This is a genomic window from Streptomyces sp. NPDC096176, from assembly GCF_044763255.1.
Taxonomy (GTDB): Bacteria; Actinomycetota; Actinomycetes; order Streptomycetales; family Streptomycetaceae; genus Streptomyces.
In genome coordinates, this window is record NZ_JBIWFV010000004.1 from 485,843 (window position 1) to 512,118 (window position 26,276).

Annotated in this window: 22 protein-coding genes; 18 read left to right on the forward strand and 4 right to left on the reverse strand. The window is 71.3% G+C overall.

Annotation, left to right across the window (positions count from 1 at the left end; genetic code table 11):
- Positions 1-137: 137 nt before the first annotated feature.
- The 4 genes from ACIQ7Q_RS13920 to ACIQ7Q_RS13935 all read left to right on the forward strand — a co-directional run bounded on the left by ACIQ7Q_RS13920 (position 138) and on the right by ACIQ7Q_RS13935 (position 6,212).
- Complete coding sequence (locus tag ACIQ7Q_RS13920) at positions 138-2,027, forward strand: AMP-dependent synthetase/ligase (protein ID WP_403860083.1); 1,890 nt, start codon at positions 138-140, stop codon at positions 2,025-2,027.
- A gap of 247 nt (positions 2,028-2,274) precedes the next feature.
- Positions 2,275-4,224, forward strand: coding sequence for a SpoIIE family protein phosphatase (locus ACIQ7Q_RS13925; RefSeq protein ID WP_403860572.1), 1,950 nt, complete (start codon positions 2,275-2,277; stop codon positions 4,222-4,224).
- Positions 4,225-4,298: 74 nt separating this feature from the next.
- Positions 4,299-5,531: a radical SAM family heme chaperone HemW gene (gene hemW / locus ACIQ7Q_RS13930; RefSeq protein ID WP_403860086.1), complete on the forward strand. Its 1,233-nt coding sequence runs from the start codon at positions 4,299-4,301 to the stop codon at positions 5,529-5,531.
- Between the two features lie 102 nt (positions 5,532-5,633).
- A complete protein-coding gene (locus ACIQ7Q_RS13935) occupies positions 5,634-6,212 on the forward strand; it encodes a Uma2 family endonuclease (RefSeq protein WP_403860089.1) in 579 nt (192 codons plus the stop codon).
- Here ACIQ7Q_RS13935 and ACIQ7Q_RS13940 read toward each other — a convergent pair.
- Positions 6,209-7,015, reverse strand: coding sequence for a DUF3097 domain-containing protein (locus tag ACIQ7Q_RS13940; protein WP_403860092.1), 807 nt, complete (start codon positions 7,013-7,015; stop codon positions 6,209-6,211). The genes ACIQ7Q_RS13935 and ACIQ7Q_RS13940 overlap by 4 nt on opposite strands.
- 25 nt (positions 7,016-7,040) lie before the next feature.
- Positions 7,041-7,772, reverse strand: a complete 732-nt coding sequence (locus ACIQ7Q_RS13945) for an MBL fold metallo-hydrolase (protein WP_403860095.1) — start codon at positions 7,770-7,772, stop codon at positions 7,041-7,043.
- 189 nt (positions 7,773-7,961) lie between these two features.
- Here ACIQ7Q_RS13945 and hrcA point away from each other — a divergent pair, with 189 nt between their 5' ends.
- The 9 genes from hrcA to ACIQ7Q_RS13990 all read left to right on the forward strand — a co-directional run bounded on the left by hrcA (position 7,962) and on the right by ACIQ7Q_RS13990 (position 18,408).
- Positions 7,962-8,987, forward strand: coding sequence for a heat-inducible transcriptional repressor HrcA (hrcA, locus tag ACIQ7Q_RS13950; RefSeq protein WP_403860098.1), 1,026 nt, complete (start codon positions 7,962-7,964; stop codon positions 8,985-8,987).
- Complete coding sequence (gene dnaJ, locus ACIQ7Q_RS13955) at positions 8,988-10,124, forward strand: molecular chaperone DnaJ (protein ID WP_403860101.1); 1,137 nt, start codon at positions 8,988-8,990, stop codon at positions 10,122-10,124. It begins immediately after the preceding gene.
- 179 nt (positions 10,125-10,303) lie between these two features.
- Positions 10,304-11,377 (forward strand): nitronate monooxygenase, encoded by a 1,074-nt coding sequence (locus ACIQ7Q_RS13960; RefSeq protein WP_403860104.1) that lies wholly within the window; start codon positions 10,304-10,306, stop codon positions 11,375-11,377.
- On the forward strand, positions 11,377-12,120 hold the full coding sequence (locus tag ACIQ7Q_RS13965) for a 16S rRNA (uracil(1498)-N(3))-methyltransferase (protein WP_403860107.1): 744 nt from the start codon (positions 11,377-11,379) through the stop codon (positions 12,118-12,120). The genes ACIQ7Q_RS13960 and ACIQ7Q_RS13965 overlap by 1 nt, the downstream gene beginning before the upstream one ends.
- Before the next feature lie 78 nt (positions 12,121-12,198).
- Complete coding sequence (locus ACIQ7Q_RS13970) at positions 12,199-12,741, forward strand: hypothetical protein (protein WP_403860110.1); 543 nt, start codon at positions 12,199-12,201, stop codon at positions 12,739-12,741.
- Positions 12,742-12,786: 45 nt separating this feature from the next.
- Positions 12,787-15,987: a S41 family peptidase gene (locus ACIQ7Q_RS13975; protein WP_403860113.1), complete on the forward strand. Its 3,201-nt coding sequence runs from the start codon at positions 12,787-12,789 to the stop codon at positions 15,985-15,987.
- Between the two features lie 113 nt (positions 15,988-16,100).
- On the forward strand, positions 16,101-16,460 hold the full coding sequence (locus tag ACIQ7Q_RS13980) for a histidine triad nucleotide-binding protein (protein WP_403860115.1): 360 nt from the start codon (positions 16,101-16,103) through the stop codon (positions 16,458-16,460).
- Between the two features lie 6 nt (positions 16,461-16,466).
- Positions 16,467-17,381, forward strand: a complete 915-nt coding sequence (locus tag ACIQ7Q_RS13985) for a ribonuclease Z (RefSeq protein ID WP_403860118.1) — start codon at positions 16,467-16,469, stop codon at positions 17,379-17,381.
- A 25-nt stretch (positions 17,382-17,406) separates the two neighbouring features.
- Positions 17,407-18,408 (forward strand): adenosine deaminase, encoded by a 1,002-nt coding sequence (locus tag ACIQ7Q_RS13990; protein WP_403860121.1) that lies wholly within the window; start codon positions 17,407-17,409, stop codon positions 18,406-18,408.
- A 72-nt stretch (positions 18,409-18,480) separates the two neighbouring features.
- Here the strand turns inward: ACIQ7Q_RS13990 and ACIQ7Q_RS13995 are convergent, their stop codons facing one another.
- A complete protein-coding gene (locus ACIQ7Q_RS13995; RefSeq protein WP_403860124.1) occupies positions 18,481-19,773 on the reverse strand; it encodes a YncE family protein in 1,293 nt (430 codons plus the stop codon).
- A 149-nt stretch (positions 19,774-19,922) separates the two neighbouring features.
- Here ACIQ7Q_RS13995 and ACIQ7Q_RS14000 point away from each other — a divergent pair, with 149 nt between their 5' ends.
- Positions 19,923-20,570, forward strand: coding sequence for a TetR/AcrR family transcriptional regulator (locus ACIQ7Q_RS14000; protein ID WP_403860127.1), 648 nt, complete (start codon positions 19,923-19,925; stop codon positions 20,568-20,570).
- 84 nt (positions 20,571-20,654) lie between these two features.
- Here ACIQ7Q_RS14000 and ACIQ7Q_RS14005 read toward each other — a convergent pair whose 3' ends face one another.
- Complete coding sequence (locus ACIQ7Q_RS14005) at positions 20,655-21,953, reverse strand: glucarate dehydratase family protein (RefSeq protein ID WP_403860130.1); 1,299 nt, start codon at positions 21,951-21,953, stop codon at positions 20,655-20,657.
- 203 nt (positions 21,954-22,156) lie between these two features.
- Between ACIQ7Q_RS14005 and ACIQ7Q_RS14010 the strand changes: the two genes are divergently transcribed.
- The 4 genes from ACIQ7Q_RS14010 (at position 22,157) to ACIQ7Q_RS14025 (ending at position 26,265) form a co-directional block, all read left to right on the forward strand.
- Entirely contained in the window at positions 22,157-23,266 is a 1,110-nt protein-coding gene (locus ACIQ7Q_RS14010) for a carbohydrate kinase family protein (RefSeq protein ID WP_403860133.1), read from the forward strand.
- 171 nt (positions 23,267-23,437) lie between these two features.
- A complete protein-coding gene (locus tag ACIQ7Q_RS14015; protein WP_403860135.1) occupies positions 23,438-24,460 on the forward strand; it encodes a PhoH family protein in 1,023 nt (340 codons plus the stop codon).
- A gap of 12 nt (positions 24,461-24,472) precedes the next feature.
- Positions 24,473-24,970, forward strand: a complete 498-nt coding sequence (gene ybeY, locus ACIQ7Q_RS14020) for an rRNA maturation RNase YbeY (RefSeq protein ID WP_356629803.1) — start codon at positions 24,473-24,475, stop codon at positions 24,968-24,970.
- On the forward strand, positions 24,967-26,265 hold the full coding sequence (locus tag ACIQ7Q_RS14025) for a hemolysin family protein (protein ID WP_403860139.1): 1,299 nt from the start codon (positions 24,967-24,969) through the stop codon (positions 26,263-26,265). Before ybeY ends, ACIQ7Q_RS14025 begins: the two co-directional genes overlap by 4 nt.
- Positions 26,266-26,276: the final 11 nt, after the last annotated feature.

The window sequence follows — 26,276 nt, forward strand, 5'->3', positions numbered from 1 at the left end:
TCCGTTCGTTATGAAGCGGCAGCCCGCAGGCCCTTACGCGCCGGTCGAACGCGCTCTACCCTGATCACGGCTCGATGGTTACTCGCCAGTTAAACAACCAGCCAGTCGTGCATGCTGCCGCAGGCCCGGAGGACGTCGTGAGCGAAACCCAGACCCAGATCGAGAACCGGCCGCCCTCGGTGGCCACCCTCTTCACCGAGCGCGTGGCAGCCACGCCGAACGGCGAGGCCTACCGCTACCCGGTGCCCCGGGGCTCGGGCGGGGGGCCGGACGAGTGGAAGTCGTTGACCTGGGGGCAGGCCGCCGAGCGGGTCTACGCCATCGCTGCCGGTCTGATCGACCTCGGGGTGAACGCCGAGGAGCGGGTCGCGCTCGCGTCTTCCACCCGGGTCGAGTGGATCCTCGCCGACCTCGGCGTGATGTGCGCCGGCGGCGCCACCACCACGGTCTACCCGTCGACCAACGCGGAGGAGTCGGCGTACATCCTGGCCGACTCCGGGAGCCGGGTGCTGATCGCCGAGGACGTGGCCCAGCTGGCCAAGGCGCGGGAAAAGCGCGGCGAACTGCCCGAGCTGAAGCACGTGGTCGTCTTCGACGCGACCGGCCTGGAGCCCGACGCGGGCGAGCCGGAGGGCTGGGTCCTCACCCTCGCCGATCTCGAGGCGCGCGGCGCGAAGTACCTGAAGGCCAACCCGTCGGCCGTCGAGGAGCGGGTGGCGGCGATCACCGCCGACCAGCTGGCGACGCTCATCTACACCTCCGGCACCACCGGCCGCCCCAAGGGTGTGCGGCTGCCGCACGACAACTGGTCCTACATGGCGAAGGCGATCGCCTCGACCGGCCTGGTCACCACGGAAGACGTGCAGTACCTCTGGCTCCCGCTGGCCCACGTCTTCGGCAAGGTGCTGACCTCCGGCCAGATCGAGGTCGGTCACGTCACGGCGGTCGACGGCCGGGTCGACAAGATCATCGAGAACCTGCCGGTCGTCCAGCCGACGTACATGGCGGCCGTGCCGCGCATCTTCGAGAAGGTCTACAACGGAGTCGCGGCCAAGGCGCGGGCGGGTGGCGGCGCCAAGTACAAGATCTTCCAGTGGGCGGCCGGCGTCGCCCGCGAGTACGCCAAGGTCACCCAGGACAACTTCCGCCGAACCGGCTCGGCTTCCGCGCCCTTCGGCCTGACCGCCAAGCACAAGGTCGCCGACGCGCTCGTGTACTCCAAGCTGCGCGAGGCCTTCGGCGGGCGGCTGCGTGCCGCCGTCTCCGGCTCCGCCGCGCTCGCGCCCGACATCGGCTACTTCTTCGCCGGCGCCGGCATCCACATCCTCGAGGGCTACGGGCTCACCGAGTCCAGCGCGGCCTCCTTCGTCAACCCTGGCGAGGCCTACCGCACCGGCACTGTGGGCAAGCCGCTGCCCGGCTGCGAGGTGCGCATCGCCGACGACGGCGAGATCCTGCTGCGCGGTCCCGGCATCATGGAGGGCTACCACGGTCTGCCCGAGAAGACCGCCGAAGTCCTGGAGTCCGACGGCTGGTTCCACACCGGCGACATCGGCGAGCTGTCCGCCGACGGCTACCTGCGCATCACGGACCGCAAGAAGGACCTGATCAAGACCTCCGGCGGCAAGTACATCGCGCCGGCCGAGGTCGAGGGTCAGTTCAAGGCGGTGTGCCCGTTCGTCTCCAACATCCTGGTGCACGGCGCGGACCGTAACTTCTGTACCGCGCTGATCGCCCTGGACGAGCCGACGATCCTCGGCTGGGCCGAGGAGAACGGCCTGGGCGGCAGGAGCTATGCGGAGGTCGTCGCGTCCCCGCAGGTCGAGCAGCTGGTCGAAGGCTATGTGAAGCGCCTCAACGCGGGCCTGCAGCGCTGGCAGACGATCAAGCAGTTCCGCCTGCTCCCACGTGACCTGGACATCGAGCACGGCGAGCTGACGCCCAGCCTCAAGCTCAAGCGCCCGGTCGTGGAGCGCGAGTACAAGCACCTGATCGACGAGATGTACGCGGGGTCACGCGAGGCGTAGCAGGGACCGTCACAACGACCGGGCGGAAGCGCGGGACCGGTGCCGGACGGATCGGGCGGGGGAGGGAGCCGCCCGGCCAGAGGGCCGTTCCGCAGCTTCCGCCCGCGCGCTTTTACGCCTTCCTGACTTTTCATTCCCCCCACTTCGGTGACTCCACGCTTATGAGCGCCCCCGGTCTGTCACCCTGTCGGTGTCATGAGCGGCGCACGCCAGCACCGACCAGGAGCCGCAGGTGGGGTCCATTCCGATGCAGCGCGAATCCGGCAACCGATCGACTCCCGTGTGGCCGGCACGGGCCGACCCCAGGCTGGTCGCGCGGACCAGCCTGCCCGGCAACCTACTGGCACCCGCCGCCGCGCGCCGCTTCGTGCGCGACGCCCTCGCGGACTGGACCGGTCTGGGGTTCCTGGCCGGCGACCTGTGTGCCGACCGGCTGGCCGACGACGCGGCCGTGGTCGTCAGCGAGCTCGTCACCAACGCCGTCGTGCACGCGGGCACAGCGGCGGAACTGCTCTGCCGGTTCGAGGAGCCCACGCACGAGGAACCCGCCGCGCTCGTCGTCGAGGTCTCCGACCACCATCCCGACAGCGCCGTGACCAGCGGTCCGCACAGCGCCGACCAGTCCGGCACCCCCGACTACGGGCGCGGCCTGCATCTGGTCGCCGCCCTCGCCGAACGCTGGGGCGTCACCTTCCACGCCGCCCTCAAGACCGTCTGGGCGCGCCTGCCCCTCGACGGCCGCGACGTCCGCCCCGCCGCTGCCGCCGTCCTCGCTCCGGCCGTGGACCGGCGTGCCCTGCGGGACATGGAGGCGTACGAGCCGGGACATGCCCGGCGTGAAGATCTGGACTGGGTGAGCCGGGGTGCTCCCGCCTTCCTCGCGGAGGCGTCGGACCTGCTGGCCGGACAGCTGGACGAGGACATGGTCGCGGCGCTGGCCGGGCCGCTGCTGGTGCCGCGGCTCGTCGACCGGTGCGCGATCTGGCTCGCCGCCGGGACGGAGGGGCACGGAGGGGGCGGCGCGGCCGCAGCGGCGTCGAGACTCGTCGGTGTATGGCACAGCGACGAGTCCCGTGTGGAGCGGTTGCGCGAGGCCCTGGGCAAGGAACCGCCCCTCCCGCCCGATGCCTCGGCCGGAGTTCCGGTGCCGGTGGCCTGGCCGGACGAGCGGCTGGAAGAACTGCCCCGGCTCGGGCAGCGGCGGGACCCGGCGAGGCTTGTCGACGTCCGCGAGGGAACGGCCACAGCCCTGGCCTGCCCGCTCGCCGTCGGCGGCCGCCGCCTCGGGGTGCTGCTCGTCGCGCAGAACGGCCCCGAGCCCGTGGGCGCCGACGTCGCCGCGCTCATCGAGGACTTCGCCCGGCGCGTCGCTCTGGCCGTCAGCGCCGCCCGCCAGTACACCCGGCAGGCCACCATCAGCCGGGTGCTCCAGCGCGGTCTGCTGCCCAGCAAAGTGGGCCAGATCCCCGGCGTCGACACGTTCCTGGTCTACGAGCCGAGCGACGACGGCGTGGCCGGTGGCGACTTCTACGACGTCTTCCCCGCCGGGTCCGGCGGCCGGTGGTGCTTCATGCTCGGCGACGTCCAGGGCAGCGGCCCCGAGGCCGCGGTCGTCACCGGCCTGGCCAGGCCCTGGCTGCGGCTCCTCGCGCGCGAGGGGTACGAGGTCGGCCAGGTGCTCGACCGGCTCAACGGTCTGCTGCTCGACGACGCGATGGAAGCGGCGGAGGCGGCGGCCCTGCTGGTCACCGGCGGACACGGGCCGGGCCTGCCCGACTCCCGGTTTCTGTCGCTGCTCTACGGAGAGGTGGTGCCCTCGCCGTCCGGTGACGGAGGCGCCCGGTGCACCCTCGCGAGTGCCGGGCACCCGCTGCCCCTGCTGCTGCGCCCCGACGGCACGGTGTGTGCCCTTGCGGAACCGCAGGTACTGCTCGGGGTCGTCGACGATGTCGCGTACCAGAGCCACACCTTCCGTCTCGAGCCCGGCGACACGCTGCTGTGCGTGACCGACGGCGTGACCGAGCGGCGCTTCGGACCCCGGATGTTCGACGACGAGGACGGCCTGGCGGCGGCGCTCTCCGGCTGCACCGGCCTCTCGGCGCAAGGCGTCGCGGAGCGGATCAGGGCGGCGGTGCATGCGTTCGCGCCGACGCCGCCGGGGGACGATCTGGCGCTGCTGGTGCTCCAGGCGGGGTGAGCGGGCAGGGAGCAGAACCGGCGCCCTCGTGAGCGGCGGAGAGACGCCCTCCCGAGTGACGGACAATGGGGGGCATGCCTTCCGTACTGCCCGACGGCGAACCCATGCCCGAGGACGGCGCACTGCCCGCGTCCGCCCTCCACGCCGCCGGAGACCGTCCCCTCGCCTTCTACCTCCATGTGCCGTACTGCGCGACGCGCTGCGGCTACTGCGACTTCAACACCTACACCGCCACCGAGCTGCGCGGCTCCGGCGGCGTGCTCGCCTCCCGCGACAACTACGCCGAGACCCTCGCCGACGAGATCCGCCTCGCCCGCAAGATCCTCGGCGACGACACGCGTCAGGCGCGAACGGTGTTCGTCGGCGGAGGCACGCCCACGCTGCTGGCCGCCGGTGATCTCGTACGGATGCTGGATGTCGTTCGCGAGGAGTTCGGGCTCGCCGACGACGCCGAGGTGACCACGGAGGCGAACCCGGAGTCGGTGGGCCCCGCCTATCTGGAGGCGCTGCGGGCCGGCGGCTTCAACCGGATCTCGTTCGGGATGCAGAGCGCCCGCCGGCACGTGCTGAAGGTGCTCGACCGGACCCACACACCGGGGCGGCCGGAGGCGTGTGTGGCAGAGGCTCGGGCGGCGGGCTTCGACCATGTGAACCTCGACCTGATCTACGGCACCCCCGGCGAGAGCGACGACGACTGGCGCGCCTCGCTGGAGGCGGCGGTGGGCGCCGGACCGGACCATGTCTCGGCGTACGCGCTGATCGTCGAGGAGGGCACCCGGCTGGCCCGCCGGATCCGGCGCGGCGAGGTGCCGATGACCGACGACGACGTCCACGCCGACCGCTATCTGATCGCCGACGAGGTGCTCGGCGCAGCCGGCTACGACTGGTACGAGGTCTCCAACTGGGCCACCACCGATGCAGGCCGGTGCCTGCACAACGAGCTGTACTGGCGCGGCGCCGACTGGTGGGGCGCCGGCCCCGGAGCGCACAGCCATGTCGGCGGCGTGCGCTGGTGGAACGTGAAGCATCCGGGCGCGTACGCGGCGGCGCTGTCGGACGGCCGCTCGCCGGGAGCGGGCCGCGAGGTCCTCTCCGACGAGGACCGCCGGGTCGAGCGGATCCTGCTGGAGCTGCGGCTGCGCGAGGGCGTGCCGCTCGCGCTGCTGCGCACGACGGGCCTCGCGGCGGCCCGCAAGGCCCTTGCCGACGGCTTGCTGGAGCCCGGCCCGTACGAGCGGGGTCGCGCGGTCCTGACGCTGCGGGGACGGCTGCTGGCGGACGGGGTGGTCAGGGACCTGGTGGACTGACCACTCACCAGGGTGAACTCGTGCAGAAGAGAGGTGCGACTGCCTACGCTGTCCCTACCCTGCTGCTCGAACAGGATGCGGCGGACGAGGAGGGCCACGGAGATGACCGCTGTGGATGACCGGCCTGTTGCATCGATTGCCGACCTCTACGAGAACCTGCATGTTCCCGAGGGGTTCAAGGCGGAGCTCCTGCGGGGGGAAATCGTGATGATGGCAGGGCCCGACTGGGTCCACAACATGATCGTTCTGCAGGTGCAGAAGCAGATTCTTCGTCTTGAGCGCTGGTACCCGCTCCAGACGCAGGACCTCGCGATCCCGGGCGAGTCGAGTGAACCGCAGCCGGACCTCGTGGTGCACGAAGAGGGGGCTTTCGAAGGCCCCGGCCGACTTGTTCCCGCACCTGCCGTCACGCTGGTCATGGAAGTGGTCTCCAAGACCAGCGCCGACCGCGACTACCGGCTCAAGCCGTCGATGTACGCGGCCGGGCAGGTGGACGCCTATCTGATCGTCGATCCTTTCGCGGCCCGCTGTGTGCTCCTCACGGAACCGACAGGCTCGGGCGAGGCTGCCAGGTACCAGGTGGAGCGGACCGCCAAGTTCGGTGATCCCCTCCCCGTCGAGGTGCTCGACCTCACGCTGGACACATCCCTGTTCCGGACGTTGCCGAGCAACCCTGGCTAGTCGGACAGCGTCACGAAGTCGATCAGCTCCTCCACCCGACCGAGCAGCGCGGGCTCCAGGTCCTTGTAGCTCGTCACCCTGGACAGGATGTGCTGCCAGGCCGCGCCCGTGTTCTCCGGCCAGCCCAGCGCCCGGCAGACGCCCGTCTTCCAGTCCTGGCCCCGCGGGACCCTCGGCCAGGCCGGGATGCCCACGGACGACGGCTTCACCGCCTCCCAGACGTCGATGTACGGATGGCCCACCACCAGCACGTGCGGGTCGGTGACCGACGCCGCGAGGCGGGACTCCTTCGAGCCGTCGACGAGGTGGTCCACCAGCACGCCGAGGCGGGCGTCCGGGCCGGGGGCGAAGTCGGCGACGATCGCGGGCAGGTCGTCGATGCCCTCCAGGTACTCCACGACCACGCCCTCGATGCGCAGGTCGTCGCCCCACACCCGCTCCACCAGCTCCGCATCGTGCCGCCCCTCCACATAGATGCGGCCCGCGCGGGCGACCCTGGCCCGGGCGCCGGGTACGGCGATGGAGCCGGAGGCCGTACGGGACGGACGGCTCGGGGCCATGGGCGCCGGGCGGACCAGGGTGACCACTTGGCCCTCCAGCAGGAAGCCGCGCGGCTCGAGCGGGAAGACCCGGTGCTTGCCGAAGCGGTCATCGAGGGTGACCGTCCCCGCCTCGCAGCGGATCACCGCGCCGCAGAAGCCCGTCGACACCTCCTCGACGACCAGGTCGGGGTCCGCGGGGATCTCGAGGGCCGGCTTCGACCGCTTCCACGGCGGTGTGAGATCAGGGCTGTAGCTGCGCATTCGCACGACGATACGTCCGGCCGCCCTACGACACGCCGAAACGCGCTGCCAGCGCCTCCCGTTGAGCCCGCACGAACTCCGCGTCCACCGCCGCCCCGTGCCCGGGCACGTACAGCGCGTCCTCGCCGCCGAGCGAGAGGAGCCGGTCGAGTGCGGCGGGCCAGCGGGACGGGATGGCGTCCGGGCCGGCCTGCAGCTCGCCGGACTCCTCCACCAGGTCGCCGCAGAAGACCACCTCCGGTGCGCCCGGCACCAGCAGCGCCAGGTCGTGGCCGGAGTGGCCGGGGCCGACGTTGGCCAGCAGTACCTGGCGGCCGCCCAGCTCCAGGGTCCACTCGCCGCACACGCTGTGCTGCGGGGCCACCAGCAGGTCCGCGGCCTCCGCCGCGTCGTCCGGCGCGACTCCGTGCCGCACCGCGTCGGCGCGGATCACGTCCCGGTCCCGCCGCAGCAGCGCGTCCATGCCGACCGCGCCGTAGATCTCCACCCCCGAGAAGGCCGCGGTGCCCAGCACATGGTCGAAATGGGGATGGCTCAGTGCGATGTGCGTCACCCGCCGGATCCGCCGGCCGGCGAGCAGGGCCTGGGCCTGTGCCCGTACCTCGGCGCCCTCGCGGACCGTGGAGCCGGTGTCGAACAGCAGCACGGCGTCCTCGCCGACGACCAGACCGACGGTCGCGTCCCAGCCGGGCATACGGCGCCGGCCGATCCCGTCGGCCAGCCGTTCCCAGCCGAGGTCTTCCCAACTGACGTCCATGCGGCGACGCTATCCGCAACACATGCGCATCGACCTCGGTGGGCCCTGGAAACAGCGTGTCCGACCGCACGGTCGGCCACCCTTGCTACCCCTGTACCCGGCAGCCGTACACTGGCCGGGGGAATGCTGGCACTCGGGCGCACCGAGTGCCAAGCCACTACGAGGAACCACAGCTGGAGGTGCGCACGAATGCTCAGCGAACGCAGGCTCGAGGTACTGCGCGCCATCGTCCAGGACTACGTCGGCACCGAGGAGCCCGTCGGCTCCAAGGCACTCACCGAGCGGCATCAGCTCGGCGTCTCGCCGGCCACCGTCCGCAACGACATGGCCGTGCTGGAGGAGGAGGGCTTCATCGCCCAGCCTCACACCAGCGCCGGCCGGATTCCCACGGACAAGGGCTACCGGCTGTTCGTCGACCGGCTGGCGGGCGTCAAGCCGCTGTCGTCGCCCGAGCGCCGCGCCATCCAGAACTTCCTGGACGGAGCGGTCGACCTCGACGACGTCGTGGGCCGTACGGTGCGCCTGCTGGCGCAGCTGACCCGGCAGGTCGCCGTCGTCCAGTACCCGTCGCTGACCCGGTCCACGGTCCGGCATGTGGAACTCCTCTCCCTCGCGCCCGCCCGACTGATGCTCGTGCTGATCACGGACACCGGCCGGGTCGAGCAGCGCATGATCGACTGCCTCGCGCCGTTCGGCGACACCTCGCTCGCGGACCTGCGGGCCCGGCTCAACAGCCGGGTCGTGGGACGCCGCTTCGCGGATGTGCCGCAACTGGTGCAGGACCTTCCCGAATCGTTCGAGCACGAGGACCGCGGCACCGTCTCCGTGGTGCTCTCCACGCTGCTCGAGACCCTGGTCGAGGAGACCGAGGAGCGGCTCGTGATCGGCGGCACCGCCAATCTGACCCGCTTCGCGCACGACTTCCCGCTGACCATCCGGCCGGTGCTGGAGGCGCTGGAGGAGCATGTGGTGCTTCTCAAGCTGCTCGGCGAGGCGAAGGAATCGGGCGGCATGGGCATGACCGTACGGATCGGTCATGAGAACGCCCACGAAGGACTCAACTCCACGTCCGTGGTCGCTGTCGGCTACGGTTCGGGCGACGAGGCAGTTGCCAAACTCGGCGTGGTCGGACCGACCCGCATGGACTACCCCGGAACGATGGGAGCGGTACGCGCAGTGGCACGTTACGTCGGACAGATCCTGGCGGAGTCGTAAGTGGCCACGGACTACTACGCCGTACTCGGCGTACGCCGCGACGCATCGCAGGACGAGATCAAGAAGGCCTTCCGCCGCCTCGCGCGCGAACTCCACCCGGATGTGAACCCGGATCCGAAGACGCAGGAGCGCTTCAAGGAGATCAACGCCGCGTACGAGGTGCTCTCGGACCCGCAGAAGAAGCAGGTCTACGACCTCGGCGGAGACCCGCTCTCGCAGGCCGGAGGCGGCGGCGCGGGCGGATTCGGCGCCGGTGGCTTCGGTAACTTCTCCGACATCATGGACGCGTTCTTCGGTACGGCCTCGCAGCGCGGGCCCCGCTCGCGTACGCGGCGCGGCCAGGACGCGATGATCCGTCTGGAGATCGACCTCAACGAGGCCGCCTTCGGCACGACCAAGGACATCCAGGTCGACACGGCCGTCGTCTGCACCACCTGCTCGGGTGAGGGCGCTGCGCCGGGGACCTCGGCGCAGACCTGTGACATGTGTCGCGGTCGTGGCGAGGTCTCGCAGGTCACGCGGTCGTTCCTCGGCCAGGTCATGACCTCGCGGCCGTGTCCGCAGTGCCAGGGCTTCGGCACGGTCGTGCCCACCCCGTGCCCGGAGTGCGCCGGTGACGGCCGCATCCGCTCGCGGCGGACGCTGACCGTGAAGATCCCGGCCGGTGTCGACAACGGCACACGCATCCAGCTCGCCGGCGAGGGCGAGGTCGGCCCCGGCGGCGGCCCCGCGGGAGATCTCTACGTCGAGATCCACGAGGTCGCCCACCCCGTCTTCCAGCGGCGCGGCGACGATCTGCACTGCACGGTGACGATCCCCATGACGGCGGCGGCGCTGGGCACGAAGTGCCCGCTGGAGACGCTCGACGGCGTCGAGGAGGTCGACATCCGGCCGGGCACCCAGTCGGGCCAGTCGATCCCGCTGCACGGGCGCGGCATCACCCACCTGCGCGGTGGCGGGCGCGGCGACCTGATCGTGCACGTCGAGGTGACGACGCCGACGAAGCTGGACCCGGACCAGGAGCGACTGCTGCGGGACCTGGCGAAACTGCGCGGCGAGGAGCGGCCGACGGGTCAGTTCCAGCCGGGCCAGCAGGGGCTGTTCTCGCGTCTGAAGGACGCGTTCAACGGGCGTTAGCCGGACGGCGTGGCCGCGGGGGCGTATTCCGGGGGCTCCGCCCCCGGCCCCCGTGTCCAACGCCGGCGGAACGGCGAGTTGCGGGGTTCTGCCCCCGGCTCGTACGCCTCGAACGTCAACGGTGCCGGCGAGGCTCCGGGTGATTCGGCCGCCCGCCCGGGACGTGGCACGATGCCTGCATGTCCTCCCTGCTGACCGATCTCTGCCGTCATCCGATCGTGCAGGCTCCCATGGCAGGCGGCGCTTCCTGCCCGCGGCTGGTCGCGGCCGTCTCGGAGACCGGCGGGCTGGGGTTCCTCGCCGCCGGGTACAAAACGGCGGACGGGATGTACCAGGAGGTCAAACAGGTGCGCGGGCTCACCGCCCGCCCCTTCGGCGTCAATCTCTTCATGCCGCAGCCAGGCACCGCCGACCCGGCCGCCGTCGGTGTCTACCGGGATCAGCTGGCCGGTGAGGCCGCGTGGTACGAGACGCCGCTGGGCGATGCCGACTCCGGGCGCGACGACGGCTACGACGCGAAGCTCGCCATACTGCTCGACGACCCGGTCCCCGTCGTCTCGTTCACCTTCGGCTGTCCCCCGCGCAGCGTGCTCGAGTCCTTCACCAAGGCGGGCACGTTCACCATCGTGACCGTCACCACGCCCGAGGAGGCGCAGGCCGCGCAGTGGGCCGGCGCCGACGCCGTGTGTGTGCAGGGCATCGAGGCGGGCGGGCACCAGGGAACGCACCGGGACGACCCCGCGACCGACGGAACCGGTCTGGGGCTCCTCGCCCTCCTCCAACTGGTCAAGGAAACCGTGCAGTTGCCCGTGATCGCGGCCGGGGGTCTGATGCGGGGCAGCCAGATCGCCGCGGTCCTGGCGGCGGGCGCGAGCGCCGCCCAGCTCGGCACCGCGTTCCTGGTGTGCCCGGAGTCGGCGGCCCACGCGCTGCACAAGCGGGCCCTGACCAATCCGCTGTTCGTACGGACCGAACTGACCCGCGCGTTCTCCGGGCGGCCCGCGCGGGGGCTGGTCAACCGATTCATGCGGGAGCACGGGCCGTACGCTCCCGCCGCATATCCCGAGGTGCATCACATGACAAGTCCGCTGCGCAAGGCCGCGGCCAAGGCGGGCGACGCCCAGGGCATGGCGCTGTGGGCCGGGCAGGGGCACCGGCTCGCCCGCGAGATGCCCGCCGCCCAGCTGGTGGGGGTGCTCGCGGCGGAAACCGACTCGGCGCGGGCCGCGTTCGCGCTCGGCGGTGGTGTGTGATGACCGCTCCCGTTTTTCTCGTCGAGTCGCTCGCGGGTGTCGCTCCCGGCGCGGCCGTCACCCTGGACGGCCCCGAGGGCCGGCACGCCGTGTCCGTACGCAGGCTCCAGCCGGGTGAGGAGATCGTCCTCACCGACGGCCGGGGCCGCGGAGCCGCAGGCGCCGTCGTGTCGACGGAGGGCAAGGACCGCCTTGTCGTCGAGGTGCGCGAACGCCGTGAGGAGCCGGAGCCGACGCCCCGCATCACGGTCGTACAGGCGCTCCCGAAGGGCGACCGCGGTGAACTCGCCGTCGAGACCATGACCGAGACCGGTGTGGACACGGTCGTGCCGTGGTCGGCGGCGCGCTGCATCACACAGTGGAAAGGCGAACGCGGGGCCAAGTCGCTGGCAAAGTGGCGGGCGACGGCCCGTGAGGCGGGCAAGCAGTCGCGCAGGCTCCGCTTCCCCGAGGTCGCGGAGACGTCGACGACCAAGCAGGTGGCGGCTCTTCTGGCGGCGGCCGACTTCACGGCGGTGCTCCACGAGGAGGGCGCGCAGCCGCTGGCGACGGCCGAGTTGCCGACGGAGGGGTCGATCGTGCTGGTGGTCGGACCGGAGGGCGGTGTGTCGCCGGAGGAGCTGGCCACCTTCGCCGAGGCGGGAGCGAAGCCGTACCGGCTGGGCCGCAGCGTGCTGCGCACCTCCACGGCCGGTACCGCGGCGACAGCGCTGCTGCTGGGTCGCACCGGCCGCTGGTCCTGAACACCGGGTGCCACCCAGTGGTGTGAACTGGCGTCAACCTGTCTTCTCCCGCAAGCGAGCCGGTGGCACTCTGCCACCATGACGCCGTCAAGACGCGCCCTGCCCCTGCTCGCCGCCTGCGCGGCGGCGGTTGTCGGCGTCACCGCGTGCGAGCCGGTGGCCGGCGGACTCAACTCCGCCGCGGTCGCCATCACCACGGACCGTACGGCGACCAGCACCCTCGAGCGGCTCACCTTCGACGTGGCCTGGTTCAGCTGTACCGCGAAGGCCGACGCCTCGCCCGCGCCCGCGGCCTCCGGCAACCCCGCCGCGCCCCGCCGCGTCACCGTCGACTGCCGGGGAGAGACAGGATCCGGCCAGGACATCACCCTCACCGGAAAGGTGACGGAGGAGCGTGCCGGCAAGTGCGTCCGCGGTGACATGACAGCCAAGGTCGACAGGAAGGTCGTCTTCCAGGCGACCATGCTCGGCGACTGCGACGCCGCCGCCCCCAGCAGCGCCACGCCCCCCAGCAGCGCCACGCCCCCCAGCAGCGCCACGCCCCGCCCCGGACAGCTCCGTCCGACCGTCACCCTCACCGTGACCGTCACGGAGACGGTGACCGCCGTACCGGCCAAGTGATCCAAAACCCTCACGGCGCGGCTCCCGCCTGCCTAGGGTGACGGTGTGACGCACCCTGCCTACCTCCGGTATCCGCATCTGCACGGCGAGTTGATCGCCTTCACCGCCGAGGACGACGTCTGGGTCGCGCCGCTCGACGGCGGCCGGGCGTGGCGCGTGAGCGCCGACAACATGCCCGTGAACCATCCCAGGATCTCGCCCGACGGCTCGCACATCGCCTGGTCCTCGTACCGCGACGGTGCCCCGGAGGTGCACCTGGCCCCCGTCGACGGCGGCCCCTCGGACCGGCTCACCCACTGGGGCAGCAACAGAACCTCGGTACGGGGCTGGACCCCGGACGGCAGGGTGCTGGCGCTCACCACCCACGGTCAGGCGTCGCTGCGCCGCACCTGGGCGCACGCGGTGCCGCTCGACGGCGGACCCTCCGAGATCCTCCCGTACGGACCGGTCGGCGGCGTCGCGTTCGGCGGCCCGCACACGCTGCTGCTGTCGGCCACCATGGGCCGCGAGGCAGCAGCCTGGAAGCGCTACCGCGGCGGCACGGCGGGGAAGTTGTGGATCGACCGGGGCGACGACGGGCAATTCGTACGCCTCCACGAGGACATCGACGGGAACATCGAGTACCCGCTGTGGGTGGGCGGCCGTGTCGCGTTCCTCTCCGACCACGAGGGCGTCGGCGCCCTGTACTCCTCCCTGCCCGACGGCTCGGACCTGCGCCGCCACACCGGCGTCGAGGGCTTCTACGCGCGCCATGCCGCCACCGACGGCACCCGCGTCGCCTACGCCAGTGCGGGCGAGCTGTGGATCGTCGACGATCTGGACGGCGCCGAGCCGCGCCGCCTCGACATCCGGCTCGGCGGGCAGCGCACCGACCTGCAGCCCCGGCCCGTGGACGCCGACCACTACTTCGGCGCGGCGGCCCCCGATCACACCGGCCGGGGCAGCGCCGTGGAGATCCGGGGCGGCATCCACTGGGTCACCCACCGCGAAGGGCCGGCGCGTTCGCTCGCCGTCGAGCCGGGCGTACGGGCCAGGTTGCCGCGCACCTTCCGGGTCGACGGCGAACAACACGTCGTGTGGGTGACCGACGCCGAGGGCGACGACGCCCTGGAGTTCGCGCCGGCCACCGGTACCGCGGCCGGCGCCACCCCGCGCCGGCTCGCCGCGGGCCGGCTCGGTCGCGTACTGAGCCTGGCCGTCGCCCCCGACGGCAGCCGGGCAGCCGTCGCCTCGCACGACGGCCGGGTGCTGCTCGTCGAACGCGAGACGGGCGAAGTGCGCGAGGTCGACCGCAGCGAGCACGGTGACGCCGACGGGCTCGTCTTCTCGCCCGACTCGACATGGCTCGCCTGGTCCCACCCCGGCCCCAACCCGCTGCGGCAGATCAAAATCGCCAACACGGGTGATCTGACCGTCTCCGAGGCCACGCCGCTGCGCTTCGCCGACTTCCAGCCCGCCTTCACCCTCGACGGCAAGCACCTCGCGTTCCTGTCCGAGCGGGCCTTCGACCCCGTCTACGACGCGCACGTCTTCGACCTGGCCTTCGTCGGCGGCTGCCGGCCGCATCTGATCACGCTGGCCGCGACCACGCCCTCGCCGTTCGGGCCGCAGCGGCACGGCCGGGCCTTCGATGCCGGCAAGGACGGCGACTCGGAGCAGGAGGACGGCGCGGCGCCCGTCACCCGTATCGACCTCGACGGGCTTGCGGACCGCATAGTGCCGTTCCCCGTCGAAGCCGCCAGCTACTCCGGTCTGCGTGCCGCCAAGGACGGCCTGCTGTGGCTGCGCCACCCGCTGCACGGCGTCCTCGGCGCGGGCCGCGCCACGCCCGAGGCCCCGGGGCCCAGAACCACCCTGGAGCGGTACGACCTCGGGCAGCAGCGGGTCGAGGAACTCTCCTCCGACGCCTCCTACTTCCGCGTCACCGGTGACGGCAAGCGGATCCTGCTGTGCACCGACGGCAAACTCAAGGTCCTCCCCAGCGACCGTGACGTCTCGCACGACGACAACGACGGCGGCGCGAGCATCACCGTCGACCTGTCCCGGGTGCGCTCCAGCGTCGAACCGGCCGCCGAGTGGCGGCAGATGTACGCCGAGGCCGGCCGGCTGATGCGCGACCACTTCTGGCGTCCCGACCTGGGCGGCGTCGACTGGGACGGAGTGCTCGAGCGCTACCGGCCCGTCCTGGACCGGGTCGCCACCCACGACGACCTGGTCGACCTGCTGTGGGAGGTCCAGGGCGAGCTGGGTACCTCGCACGCGTACGTCATGCCGCACGGCGGCCACGGCAACGCCGCCACCCGGCAGGGGCTGCTCGGTGCCGACATCTCCCGTACGGACGACAGCGCTTGGCGTATCGATCGCATTCTGCCGTCCGAGACCTCCGACCCGAAGGCGCACTCGCCGCTCGCCGCGCCGGGTGTCGCCCTGCGCGCCGGTGACACGCTGCTCGCCGTGGACGGCCGGCCCGTCGACCCGGTCAGGGGCCCGGGGCCGCTGCTCGTCGGTGCCGCCGGCAAACCCGTCGAACTGACCGTGTCCCCGGCCGGCGGCGGCGATCCGCGGTACGCGGTCGTCGTCCCCCTCGCGGACGAGGAACCGCTGCGCTACCACGCGTGGGTCGCAGACCGCCGCGCCTACGTCCACGAGCAGTCCGGTGGCCGCCTCGGCTATCTGCACGTCCCCGACATGCAGGCTCCCGGCTGGGCCCAGATCCACCGCGACCTGCGGGTCGAGGTGGCACGGGAGGGGCTGGTCGTGGACGTACGGGAGAACCGCGGCGGCCACACGTCGCAGCTCGTCATCGAGAAACTGGCCCGGCGGATCGTCGGCTGGGACCTGCCGCGGGGCATGCAGCCGTACAGCTACCCTCTCGACGCGCCCCGCGGCCCGGTCGTCGCCGTCGCCAACGAGTTCTCCGGCTCCGACGGCGACATCGTCAACGCGGCGATCAAGGCGCTCGGCATCGGGCCCGTCGTCGGCACGCGCACGTGGGGCGGAGTCGTGGGCATCGACAGCCGCTATTCGCTGGTCGACGGGACGCTGGTCACCCAGCCGAAGTACGCGTTCTGGCTGGAGGGTTACGGGTGGGACGTGGAGAACCGGGGCGTCGATCCGGACGTCGAAGTGGTCACGGCGCCCCAGGACCACGCTGCGGGTCGTGACCCGCAGCTGGACGAGGCGATCCGTATGGCGCTGGAGTCCCTGGCGCAGACTCCGGCGAAGCAACCGCCGACGCTCCCGTAGCGGGGCGCTTTCGGAAGCGGCCCGGCCCACCCGGGCCGGGCCCCGCGCCCCGCAGGGGCACGCCGCCGATACGATGCGTGTGGAAGTCGTCGGAGCGCGAGGAGGACCCGGGAATGGCCGGAGAACCGCAGGCGGACTGCCTGTTCTGCAAGATCGTCGCCGGGGAGGTACCCGCCACCGTCGTGCGTGAGACGGAGACCACCGTCGCCTTCCGCGACATCAATCCCCAGGCCCCCAGCCACGTTCTCGTCATCCCCAAGGCGCACTACGCGGACGCCGCCGACCTCGCCGCCGGCGCCCCGCAGCTCGCCGCCGACGTGCTGCGGGAGGCCGGGCAGATCGCCGCCGACGAGAAGGTGGTCGAGAGCGGGTACCGCGTCGTCTTCAACACCGGAGCCGGGGCGGGTCAGACCGTGTTCCACGCCCACGCGCACGTGCTCGGAGGCCGCGGCCTCGAATGGCCCCCGGGATAGTCCGCCTTGTCCGTACGGGAACTCGTGGTGCTGGGCACCGCCAGCCAGGTGCCGACCCGGCACCGCAACCACAATGGCTATCTGCTCCGCTGGGACGGCGAGGGGCTGCTCTTCGACCCCGGCGAGGGCACGCAGCGCCAGATGCTCCGTGCCGGCGTCTCCGCGCACGACATCAACCGGATCTGCGTCACCCACTTCCATGGAGATCATTCCCTCGGTGTCGCCGGGGTGATCCAGCGGATCAATCTCGACCAGGTGCCGCATCCGGTCTCCGCGCACTATCCGAAGAGCGGGCAGCGCTTCTTCGACCGGCTGCGGTACGCGACGGCGTACCGCGAGACGGTGCAGCTGGTCGAGGCCCCGGTGCCGGTCGCCGCCGACGGCGTCGTCGCACGGACCGGCGCGTACACCCTGTACGCGCACAAGCTCTCGCATCCTGTCGAGTCGTTCGGCTATCGCCTCGTCGAGCCGGACGGACGGCGGATGCTGCCGAAGGAGCTCGCGGCGCACGGCATCAAGGGCCCGGACGTCGGGCGGATCCAGCGGGAGGGCACGCTCGGCGAAGTGTCCCTGGAGGACGTCAGCGAGGTCCGCAGGGGGCAGCGGTTCGCCTTCGTGATGGACACCCGGCTCTGCGAGGGCGTCCATCTGCTCGCGGAGGGCTGCGACATGCTGGTCATCGAGTCGACGTTCCTCGACGAGGACAGCCATCTTGCGTTGGAGCACGGACACCTGACGGCAGGCCAGGCGGGCGGCGTGGCCCGGGAGGCGGGCGTACGCCACCTCGTCCTCACGCACTTCTCCCAGCGGTACACCGACGCCGTCGCGGACTTCGAGCGGCAGGCCAGGGCCGCGGGGTTCGACGGCGAGGTGACCGTCGCCAGGGACCTGTGGCGCATCCCGGTGCCCAAACGGTCCTGAGGCCTGCGCAGCCTAGGATGTGACCATGCCCCTCCCCAAGGCCGAACTCCACCTTCATATCGAGGGCACCCTCGAGCCCGAGCTCGCCTTCGCGCTCGCCGCGCGCAACGGTGTCACGCTGCCCTTCGCGGACACCGAAGAGCTGCGCCGGGCCTATCTGTTCAAGGATCTCCAGTCGTTCCTCGACCTGTACTACGGGCTGATGGCGGTGCTGCGCACGGAGGACGACTTCGCGGATCTGGCCGACGCGTATCTCGAGCGGGCCGCCGCGCAGGGCGTACGGCATGCGGAGATCTTCTTCGACCCGCAGGCGCACACCGCCAGGGGCGTGTCGATGGGCACGGTCGTGGAGGGGCTCGGCCGTGCGCTCGACCGGGCCGAGGAGCGGCACGGCGTCTCCACCCGGCTGATCATGTGCTTTCTGCGCGACGAGTCCGCGGAGTCGGCGCTCGCGACGCTGGAGGCGGCGAAGCCGTTTCTGCACCGGATCACGGGCGTGGGTCTCGACTCCGCGGAGGTGGGCCATCCGCCGTCCAAGTTCCGCGCGGTGTTCGAGGCGGCGGCCGCGCTCGGCCTGCGCAGGGTGGCGCACGCGGGCGAGGAAGGGCCGCCCGCCTACATCGTGGAGGCGCTCGACGTCCTCGGCGTCGAGCGAGTCGACCACGGGCTGCGCTGCATGGAGGACGCGGGGCTGGTGGCGCGGCTGGCGCGCGAGCGGATCCCGCTCACGCTGTGTCCGCTGTCCAACGTACGGCTGCGCGCCGTCGACCTGCTGGAGGACCATCCGCTGGCGCGGATGATGGACGCGGGGCTGATGTGCACGGTCAACTCGGACGACCCGGCGTACTTCGGCGGCTACGTGGGTGACACGTTCCGTGCGGTGCACGAGGCGCTGGGGCTCGGGGACGAGCAACTGCGCGAGCTGGCCCGCAACTCGATCCAGGCGTCCTTCCTGGACGACGACGAGGAGCGGCGGGCGCGCCTGCTGGCCGAGGTGGAGGCCTACGAGTTCGAGCACGCCGGCTGACAAGCGGGTCCGGCTGGGAAGCGGGCCCGGACCGGCCTCCTGCCTGCCGGTCCGGACCCGCTCGCGGTCGGCTCAGCGGGTGGCCGGGCCCGTCCAGCCGGCCGGGACGTGGGCGATGCGGACCCGCTGGGGGTGGTCTCCGACGGAGACGGTGGCGACCTTCTTGCCGGTGGCGAAGTCGATCGCGGTGACGGCGTCGGAGCCGCTCTCGGAGATGACGCAGGACTTGCCGTCGCCGCTGACCGTCGCCCAGTAGGGCTTGGAGGCGGTCACCAGCGGACCCTCCCGCAGGGTCGCGCGGTCGACGACGGTGGCGTAGTCGTCCATGGTTCCGGCGATGCAGAGCTTGTCACCCGCCGGGCTCATGGACATGCCGTGGTGACGGGAGTCGTTGACCCAGGTGGTGCGGTCCTCGCTGGTCGCGGGGCTCTTCGGGAGCGTCTTGGCCCTGGTGATCTTGTCCGTCGCCACGTCGTACTCGAGGAAGCCGTTGAAGAACGACACCTGGAAGTAGAGCTTCGACTCGTCCGGGGTGAAGGCGACGGGCCGGACCGAGTCGGAGAGGTCCCCGCGGCCGAAGGCGTCGAGCCGTTCGCGCATGTCGATGACCTTGATCTGCTGGAACGTCTGCGTGTCGACGACGGTGATACGGCGGTCGCCCTTGGTCCAGTCGAGCCAGGGGGCGTCGAGCGCGGTGTTGACCTCACCGATCGACATGTTCCACAGACACCTGCCGCCGTCGGTGAAGACGTTCTCGTGCGGCTTGTCCCCGGTCTTGAACGACCCCACCTGCTTGCCGGTCTCGATGTCGAGGACGTGCACGGTGTTGGAGGTCGAGGAGGAGACGGCGACGCGCTTGCCGTCGGGGGAGACGGCCATGTGGTCGGAGCGGAAGCCGGAGACGGGGAAGCGCCAGTTGATCTTTCCGGTGGCGAGGTCGATGGACACGACGTCGGCGAAGCTGGGCCGGGAGACGACCATGGCGGAGCCGTCGGGCGTGGAGTACATGTCGTCGACGAACTGGTCGTGACCTTCGCCGGGGCCCTGGCGGATGCCGAGGAAGAAAGCCAGTTTGACGGGGTTGAGGTAGATCTCGGTGAGCCGCTGCTCCTTGTCGGGGATGACGTTGACCCGCCCGATCTTCGCGAAGTCGCCCCGCGCCTCGATGACATCGGCGGTGCCGTCCCAGTTGTTGCCGACGAACATCACCTCCCGCAGGCCGTCCGCGGCACGGTCGTCGGCGTCTTGTGCCGCGGACCCCGCGGACGCGGGGGACGCCGCGGTTGCCGACACCGAACCGGTGGCGGCGAGTGCCAGGGCGGCGACGACCGCACCCACGGCCCGCCTGGTGCTGGACAGAGACATCGTCGTTCCTTCCACAGGGGCGTCCGGCAAGGGCGCAGTCTGAAAACGGGTCCGTTCAGATTTGGCTACTGGAAAGTAACGAGGAGTCGCAGGCTTCACAAGACTCCGGACACGTGAAAATGAGTCAGCGATCGACGAGGGAGGCGCCAGTGGGCGGCAGGCTCAGACAGCCGACGGGCCGTTACGGGGGCCGGTCGGCCGAGGAACGGCAGGCCGAGCGGCGCCGGCGTTTCCTCGACGCCGGTCTGCGCCTCTTCGGCGACACCCCCGGCTACCGCGCGACGACCGTCGCGGCGCTGTGCGATGCGGCCGGGCTCTCCACGCGGCAGTTCTACGAGGAGTTCCGGACGCTCGAGGACGTGCTGGCCGCGCTGCATCTCCAGGTCAACGACTGGGCCGAGGAGGCGGCGCTCGCCGCGCTGGCCAAGGCGGCCGACCTGCCGGTGGCGGAGCGGGCGACGGCGGTCTTCCGCGCCTACGCGGCCAATGTGACGGGTGATCCGCGGCGCATCCGGATCACGTTCATCGAGATCATCGGCGTCAGCCCGCAGATGGAGCGCCAGCGGCTCACCCGGCGCGCCCGCTGGGTGGACTTCATATGTGCGCAGGCCGAGGACGCCGTGGCGCGGGGAGAGGCGGAGCAGCGCGACTACCGGGTCGCGGCGGCGGCGTTCATCGGCAGCGTCAACGGCCTGCTCCACGACTGGACGGTCGGATGGGTGGACGCGACGCTCGACGAGCTCGTGGACGAGCTGGTCCGGATGCTGCTGGGCATCCTCCGGCCGGTCGCGCCGTAGAGCCAATGCCGTAAAGCCGCCGCCGTAAAACCCGCGTTCATCTCTTTGGACGCCGGGTTCAGCCCGTTGGACAGCCCGCGCCGCTCACCAGCGGGGCACGGCGGGGGTGACCCACCCCGGTCGGGCGACGCGCATCGCCGCCGCGTCGTCGCGTTCGCGCATCGTGCCGTCGTCGTCCAGCCACCGCCGGTGCAGGCGGGCCAGCCGTTCGCGGTCGAGGTCGACGCCGAGGCCGGGCCGGTCGCTCACAGTGAGGCGCCCGTCCCGGAAGGAGAGCCGCTCGGTGATCACGTCCTCCGTCTGCCACGGGTAGTGGCTGTCGCAGGCGTGGTCCAGATTCGGGACGACGGACGCGACATGCGTCATCGCGGCGAGGCTGATGCCCAGATGCGTGTTGGAGTGCATGGAGAGTCCCACGCCGAACGTCCGGCACACCGCCGCCAGTTCGCGGGTTGCCAGCAGTCCGCCCCAGTAGTGGTGGTCGGACAGGACGACCTGCACCGCCCCGCGCGAGAAGGCCTCCGGGATCTCCGCGAACGTGGTCACGCACATGTTCGTCGCGAGCGGTACGTCCGTACCCGCCGCCACCTCCGCCATGCGGGCCGTCCCGCTCGCAGGGTCTTCCAGATACTGCAGTACGCCCGCCAGCTCCTCGGCGACCTTCAGTGAAGTCGCGACCGACCAGGCGCCGTTGGGGTCGAGCCGCAGATGCTTCCCCGGAAACGCCTCGGCCAGCGCCCGGATCGCCGCGATCTCCTGCTCCGGCTCGAAGACGCCGCCCTTGAGCTTGAACGAGGTGAAGCCGTACTCGTCGGCGAAGCGCCTGGCCTGCGCGACGATGCCGGCCGGGTCGACCGCGGCGCCCCAGTCGTCCGGCTCGCCGGCGCCCCCGGGGTGCCGCGCCCATCGGTAGAAGAGGTACGCGCTGTACTCGACGGTGTCGCGGAGCTTGCCGCCGAGCAGCGCGTGCACGGGCAGCCCGAGGGACTTGCCGAGCGCGTCGAGGCAGGCCACCTCGAAGGCGGACACCACGGAGAGCCGCAGCTTGTCCGCGGTCTGCACGCCGCGCAGCCCGCCGGCGTCGACGGCCGCTGCGCCCGTCGCCTCCGGCGAGTCACCGCACACGAGCTGCGCCAGCCGGTGCAGCGCGTTGACGTCAAAGGCCGGGCAGCCGGGCAGTGCGTCCGCCAAGGGAGCCGCCAGATCGAGGTACTTGCTGTCGCCGTAGGTCTCGCCGACGCCGGTCACGCCGTCGGCGGTGACGATCTCGACGATCAGCCGCGGCGTGTAGGGCTGGTGCACTCCCTGGGTGTTCAGGAGCGGCGGGTCGGCGACCAGGATCGGGGTGAGCCGTACCTCGGAGATGGTCAGGTCCTGGCCCATGCTGTCTCCCCACAGAGATCGCGTACATGTATGAGAACAGAGATTAGGTATGCGAACATCCGAGCGTCAATGGTGCGAGCGCGCCCTCCACCCCTCCGGCGGGGCGCACTCAGGACGCCGGGCGGCGCACATTTCATTGGGGTCGAGTGTCGGTGCCGTCGGGCAGACTGGCTTGAACTGCATCACGTACGGGAGCGCGCACGGTGACCACTCGCAGCGGAGAGCAACTGCGGCACTCGACCTACCTGGACCCCCTCGCGGCTCTGCGGGCGCCGGAGGATCCCGTCTGCGACGTCTACCTCACCGGCAGCGTATTCCTCGACATCATCTTCACCGGCCTCGATTCCGCGCCCGTGCGCGGCACCGAGTCGTGGGCGCGCGGCATGGGATCCAGCCCCGGCGGCGTCGCCAACATGGCCACCGCCCTCGCCCGGCTCGGCCTGCACACTTCGCTCGCCGCCGCCTTCGGGGACGACCACTACGGCGAGTACTGCTGGGACGCCCTCGAACAGGGCGAGGGCATCGATCTGACCCTGTCCCGTACCGTCCCGGGATGGCACTCCCCGGTGACCGTCTCCATGGCGTACGAGGGTGAGCGGACGATGGTGACCCACGGCCATGAGGCCCCGCCGCACGAGTCGGCCCCCGCCTGCCCGCCGCCCGCCCGCGCCGCGGTGGCGTCCCTCGTGCCCGGCGCCCGCGCCGAATGGATCGCCCAGGCCGCCCGCAAGGGCACGCGGATCTTCGCAAACGTCGGGTGGGACGACTCCGGCCGCTGGGACCCGGACGACCTCGCCGACCTGGAGCACTGCGAGGCGTTCCTGCCCAACGCGGCGGAGGCGATGCGCTACACCCGCACGGACTGCCCGCGTGCCGCCGCCCACGCCCTGACGGACCGGGTTCCGCTCGCCGTCGTCACCCTGGGCGCGGAGGGCGCCTACGCCGTGGACGGCGCCACCGGCGAGAGCGCGGAGGTGCCCGCCATCTGTGTGGAGGCACTGGATCCGACGGGCGCGGGGGACGTCTTCATGGCCGGATTCGTCACCGGCACGCTGGCGGGGTGGCCGCTCGCCGACCGCCTGGCGTTCGCCGGGCTGACCGCCGCCCTGTCCGTGCAGGAGTTCGGCGGGTCGCTGTCCGCGCCGGGCTGGTCGGAGGTCGCCGCGTGGTGGCAGTCCGTCCAGTCCGCACCGGACCAGGACCCGGCTGCGCTGCGCCGCTACGGGTTCCTGGAGGGACTGCTGCCCGCGCCGGCCGGGCCCTGGCCCCTGCGCCGGGCGGTGCCGACCATCGGTTTCGGCCGCTCGGTCTGAGGCCTCTCCGCCCACCGGGAGCCGGAAGCGCCGGGGCCGGCGGGGGAGGGCGCGGGCCGTGAGAAAAGCCTTCGGTCTTGTCAGTGGCACGTCGTACCCTGGGTGTTCCAGAGGTTGTCGAGCAGCGAGAACCCTGCAACGGGAGGTATGTGCAGGCCACAGAGCCGGCCCATGACTCAGACACCCATTGACCAGACACCGGCGCCGGACCAGGCGCGAGCCCACTTCACCGTCCCCGCCAAGCATCCGATGGTGACGGTTCTCGGCTCGGGTGACGCTCTGCTGCGCGTGATCGAGAAGGCCTTCCCGGCGGCCGACATCCATGTCCGGGGCAATCAGGTCAGCGCGGTCGGCGATGCGCGGGAAGTCGCTCTGATCCAGCGCCTGTTCGACGAGATGATGCTCGTGCTCCGCACCGGGCAGCCGATGACGGAGGACGCAGTGGAACGCTCGATCGCCATGCTCAGGGCGGCCGAGGAAGGCTCTGGCGAGGCCGTGCCGGAAACCCCGGCGGAGGTCCTCACCCAGAACATCCTCTCTAGCCGCGGCCGCACCATCCGCCCCAAGACTCTCAACCAGAAGCGTTACGTCGACGCGATCGACAAGCACACGATCGTTTTCGGCATCGGCCCCGCCGGTACCGGCAAGACGTATCTCGCCATGGCGAAGGCGGTGCAGGCGCTCCAGTCCAAGCAGGTCAACCGCATCATCCTGACCCGCCCCGCCGTCGAGGCGGGTGAGCGCCTCGGCTTCCTGCCCGGCACGCTCTACGAGAAGATCGACCCGTATCTCCGGCCTCTGTACGACGCGCTGCACGACATGCTCGACCCCGACTCGATCCCGCGCCTGATGGCCGCGGGCACGATCGAGGTCGCGCCCCTGGCGTACATGCGAGGACGCACGCTCAACGACGCGTTCATCATCCTCGACGAGGCGCAGAACACGAGCCCTGAGCAGATGAAGATGTTCCTCACCCGGCTCGGCTTCGACTCGAAGATCGTGATCACCGGCGACGTCACCCAGGTCGACCTGCCCGGCGGCACGAAGAGCGGCCTGCGCCAGGTCCAGGACATCCTGGACGGCGTACCGGACGTCCACTTCTCACGGCTCACGTCGCAGGATGTCGTACGGCACAGGCTGGTCGGCCGTATCGTCGACGCGTACGAGAAGTACGACGACCAAAACGGGAAGTAGCAAACGCGCACCATGTCGATCGACGTCAACAACGAGTCCGGAACCGAGGTCGACGAGCAGGCGATCCTCGACATCGCCCGCTACGCGCTCGCGCGGATGCGTATCCACCCGCTCTCCGAGCTCTCGGTGATCGTCGTGGACGCCGAAGCCATGGAGCAGTTGCACATCCAGTGGATGGACCTGCCCGGTCCGACCGATGTCATGTCCTTCCCGATGGACGAGCTCCGTCCGCCGGTCAAGGACGACGAGGAGCCCCCGCAGGGGCTCCTCGGTGACATCGTGCTCTGCCCCGAGGTGGCGAAGAAGCAGGGCGACGAGGCCCCGACGCAGCACTCCATGGACGAGGAGCTCCAGCTCCTCACGGTCCACGGGGTGCTGCACCTGCTCGGGTACGACCACGAGGAGCCCGACGAGAAGGCTGAGATGTTCGGCCTGCAGGCCGCGATCGTCGACGGCTGGCGGACGGAGAAGGGCCTGACCGGTCCCTCCCCGGCGCCGACCGTCTCATGAGCGGGCAACTGATCGCGGGCGCCGTCGCGCTGGTCGTCGTCGCCTGGCTGGCAGCCTGCGCGGAGGCAGGCATCGCCCGCGTCTCCAGCTTCCGCGCCGCCGAGGCCATACGGGCGGGACGGCGCGGCGCCGACAAGCTCGAACAGGTCGCCGCTGACCCGACCCGCTATCTCAACGTCGCCCTGCTGGTGCGGGTCGCGTGCGAGATGGCGGCCGGGGTGCTCGTCACCTACGGATGCCTCGAGGAGTTCGAGGAGACCTGGTCGGCGCTGGTCGTCGCCATCGCCGTGATGGTGCTGGTCAGTTACGTCGCCGTCGGCGTCTCCCCGCGCACCATCGGCCGCCAGCACCCCCTCAACACGGCCACCGCCTCCGCGTACGTACTGCTGCCGCTGGCCCGCGTCATGGGCCCGATTCCGCAGCTGCTGATCCTCATCGGCAACGCGCTGACCCCCGGAAAGGGCTTCCGCAAGGGGCCGTTCGCGTCGGAGGCCGAGCTGCGCGCGATGGTCGACCTCGCCGAGCAGGAGTCGCTGATCGAGGACGACGAACGCCGCATGGTGCACTCCGTCTTCGAGCTCGGCGACACCCTCGTCCGCGAGGTGATGGTTCCGCGCACCGACCTCGTCTCCATCGAGCGCTACAAGACCGTCCGCCAGGCGCTGACGCTGGCGCTGCGCTCCGGTTTCTCCCGCATCCCCGTCACCGGGGAGAACGAGGACGACATCGTCGGCGTCGTGTACCTCAAGGACCTGGTCCGCAAGACGCACATCAACCGCGGCGCAGAGGCCGACCTCGTCTCCACGGCGATGCGGCCCGCGGTGTTCGTGCCCGACACGAAGAACGCGGGCGACCTGCTGCGCGAGATGCAGCAGAAGCGCAACCACGTCGCCGTCGTCATCGACGAGTACGGCGGCACCGCCGGCATCGTCACGATCGAGGACATCCTCGAGGAGATCGTCGGCGAGATCACCGACGAGTACGACAGGGAACTGCCGCCGGTCGAGGAGCTGGGCGACGGCCGCTTCCGGGTCACCGCCCGCCTCGACATCGGCGACCTCGGCGACCTGTACGGCGTCGACGAACTCGACGACGAGGACGTGGAGACGGTCGGCGGCCTGCTGGCCAAGGCGCTGGGCCGCGTCCCGATCGCGGGCGCAGAAGCGGTCGTGGACCTGCCGGACGGCCGCGCGCTCCGACTGACCGCGGAGTCCCCGGCCGGCCGCCGCAACAAGATCGTCACGGTGCTGTCGGAACCGGTGAAACAGGTGACGGAGGAGGAGCCGGTGGGATGAGCGGCACGAGT

Excerpts from the sequence above, each read along its gene's own strand:
- ACIQ7Q_RS13925 (WP_403860572.1), top strand. The coding sequence starts at position 2,275 with ATGCAGCGCGAATCCGGCAACCGATCGACTCCCGTGTGGCCGGCACGG.
- hemW (WP_403860086.1), top strand. The coding sequence starts at position 4,299 with ATGCCTTCCGTACTGCCCGACGGCGAACCCATGCCCGAGGACGGCGCA.
- ACIQ7Q_RS13935 (WP_403860089.1), top strand. The coding sequence starts at position 5,634 with ATGACCGCTGTGGATGACCGGCCTGTTGCATCGATTGCCGACCTCTAC.
- ACIQ7Q_RS13940 (WP_403860092.1), bottom strand. The coding sequence starts at position 7,015 with ATGCGCAGCTACAGCCCTGATCTCACACCGCCGTGGAAGCGGTCGAAG.
- ACIQ7Q_RS13945 (WP_403860095.1), bottom strand. The coding sequence starts at position 7,772 with ATGGACGTCAGTTGGGAAGACCTCGGCTGGGAACGGCTGGCCGACGGG.
- hrcA (WP_403860098.1), top strand. The coding sequence starts at position 7,962 with ATGCTCAGCGAACGCAGGCTCGAGGTACTGCGCGCCATCGTCCAGGAC.
- ACIQ7Q_RS13960 (WP_403860104.1), top strand. The coding sequence starts at position 10,304 with ATGTCCTCCCTGCTGACCGATCTCTGCCGTCATCCGATCGTGCAGGCT.
- ACIQ7Q_RS13965 (WP_403860107.1), top strand. The coding sequence starts at position 11,377 with ATGACCGCTCCCGTTTTTCTCGTCGAGTCGCTCGCGGGTGTCGCTCCC.
- ACIQ7Q_RS13970 (WP_403860110.1), top strand. The coding sequence starts at position 12,199 with ATGACGCCGTCAAGACGCGCCCTGCCCCTGCTCGCCGCCTGCGCGGCG.
- ACIQ7Q_RS13980 (WP_403860115.1), top strand. The coding sequence starts at position 16,101 with ATGGCCGGAGAACCGCAGGCGGACTGCCTGTTCTGCAAGATCGTCGCC.
- ACIQ7Q_RS13990 (WP_403860121.1), top strand. The coding sequence starts at position 17,407 with ATGCCCCTCCCCAAGGCCGAACTCCACCTTCATATCGAGGGCACCCTC.
- ACIQ7Q_RS13995 (WP_403860124.1), bottom strand. The coding sequence starts at position 19,773 with ATGTCTCTGTCCAGCACCAGGCGGGCCGTGGGTGCGGTCGTCGCCGCC.
- ACIQ7Q_RS14005 (WP_403860130.1), bottom strand. The coding sequence starts at position 21,953 with ATGGGCCAGGACCTGACCATCTCCGAGGTACGGCTCACCCCGATCCTG.
- ACIQ7Q_RS14015 (WP_403860135.1), top strand. The coding sequence starts at position 23,438 with ATGACTCAGACACCCATTGACCAGACACCGGCGCCGGACCAGGCGCGA.
- ybeY (WP_356629803.1), top strand. The coding sequence starts at position 24,473 with ATGTCGATCGACGTCAACAACGAGTCCGGAACCGAGGTCGACGAGCAG.
- ACIQ7Q_RS14025 (WP_403860139.1), top strand. The coding sequence starts at position 24,967 with ATGAGCGGGCAACTGATCGCGGGCGCCGTCGCGCTGGTCGTCGTCGCC.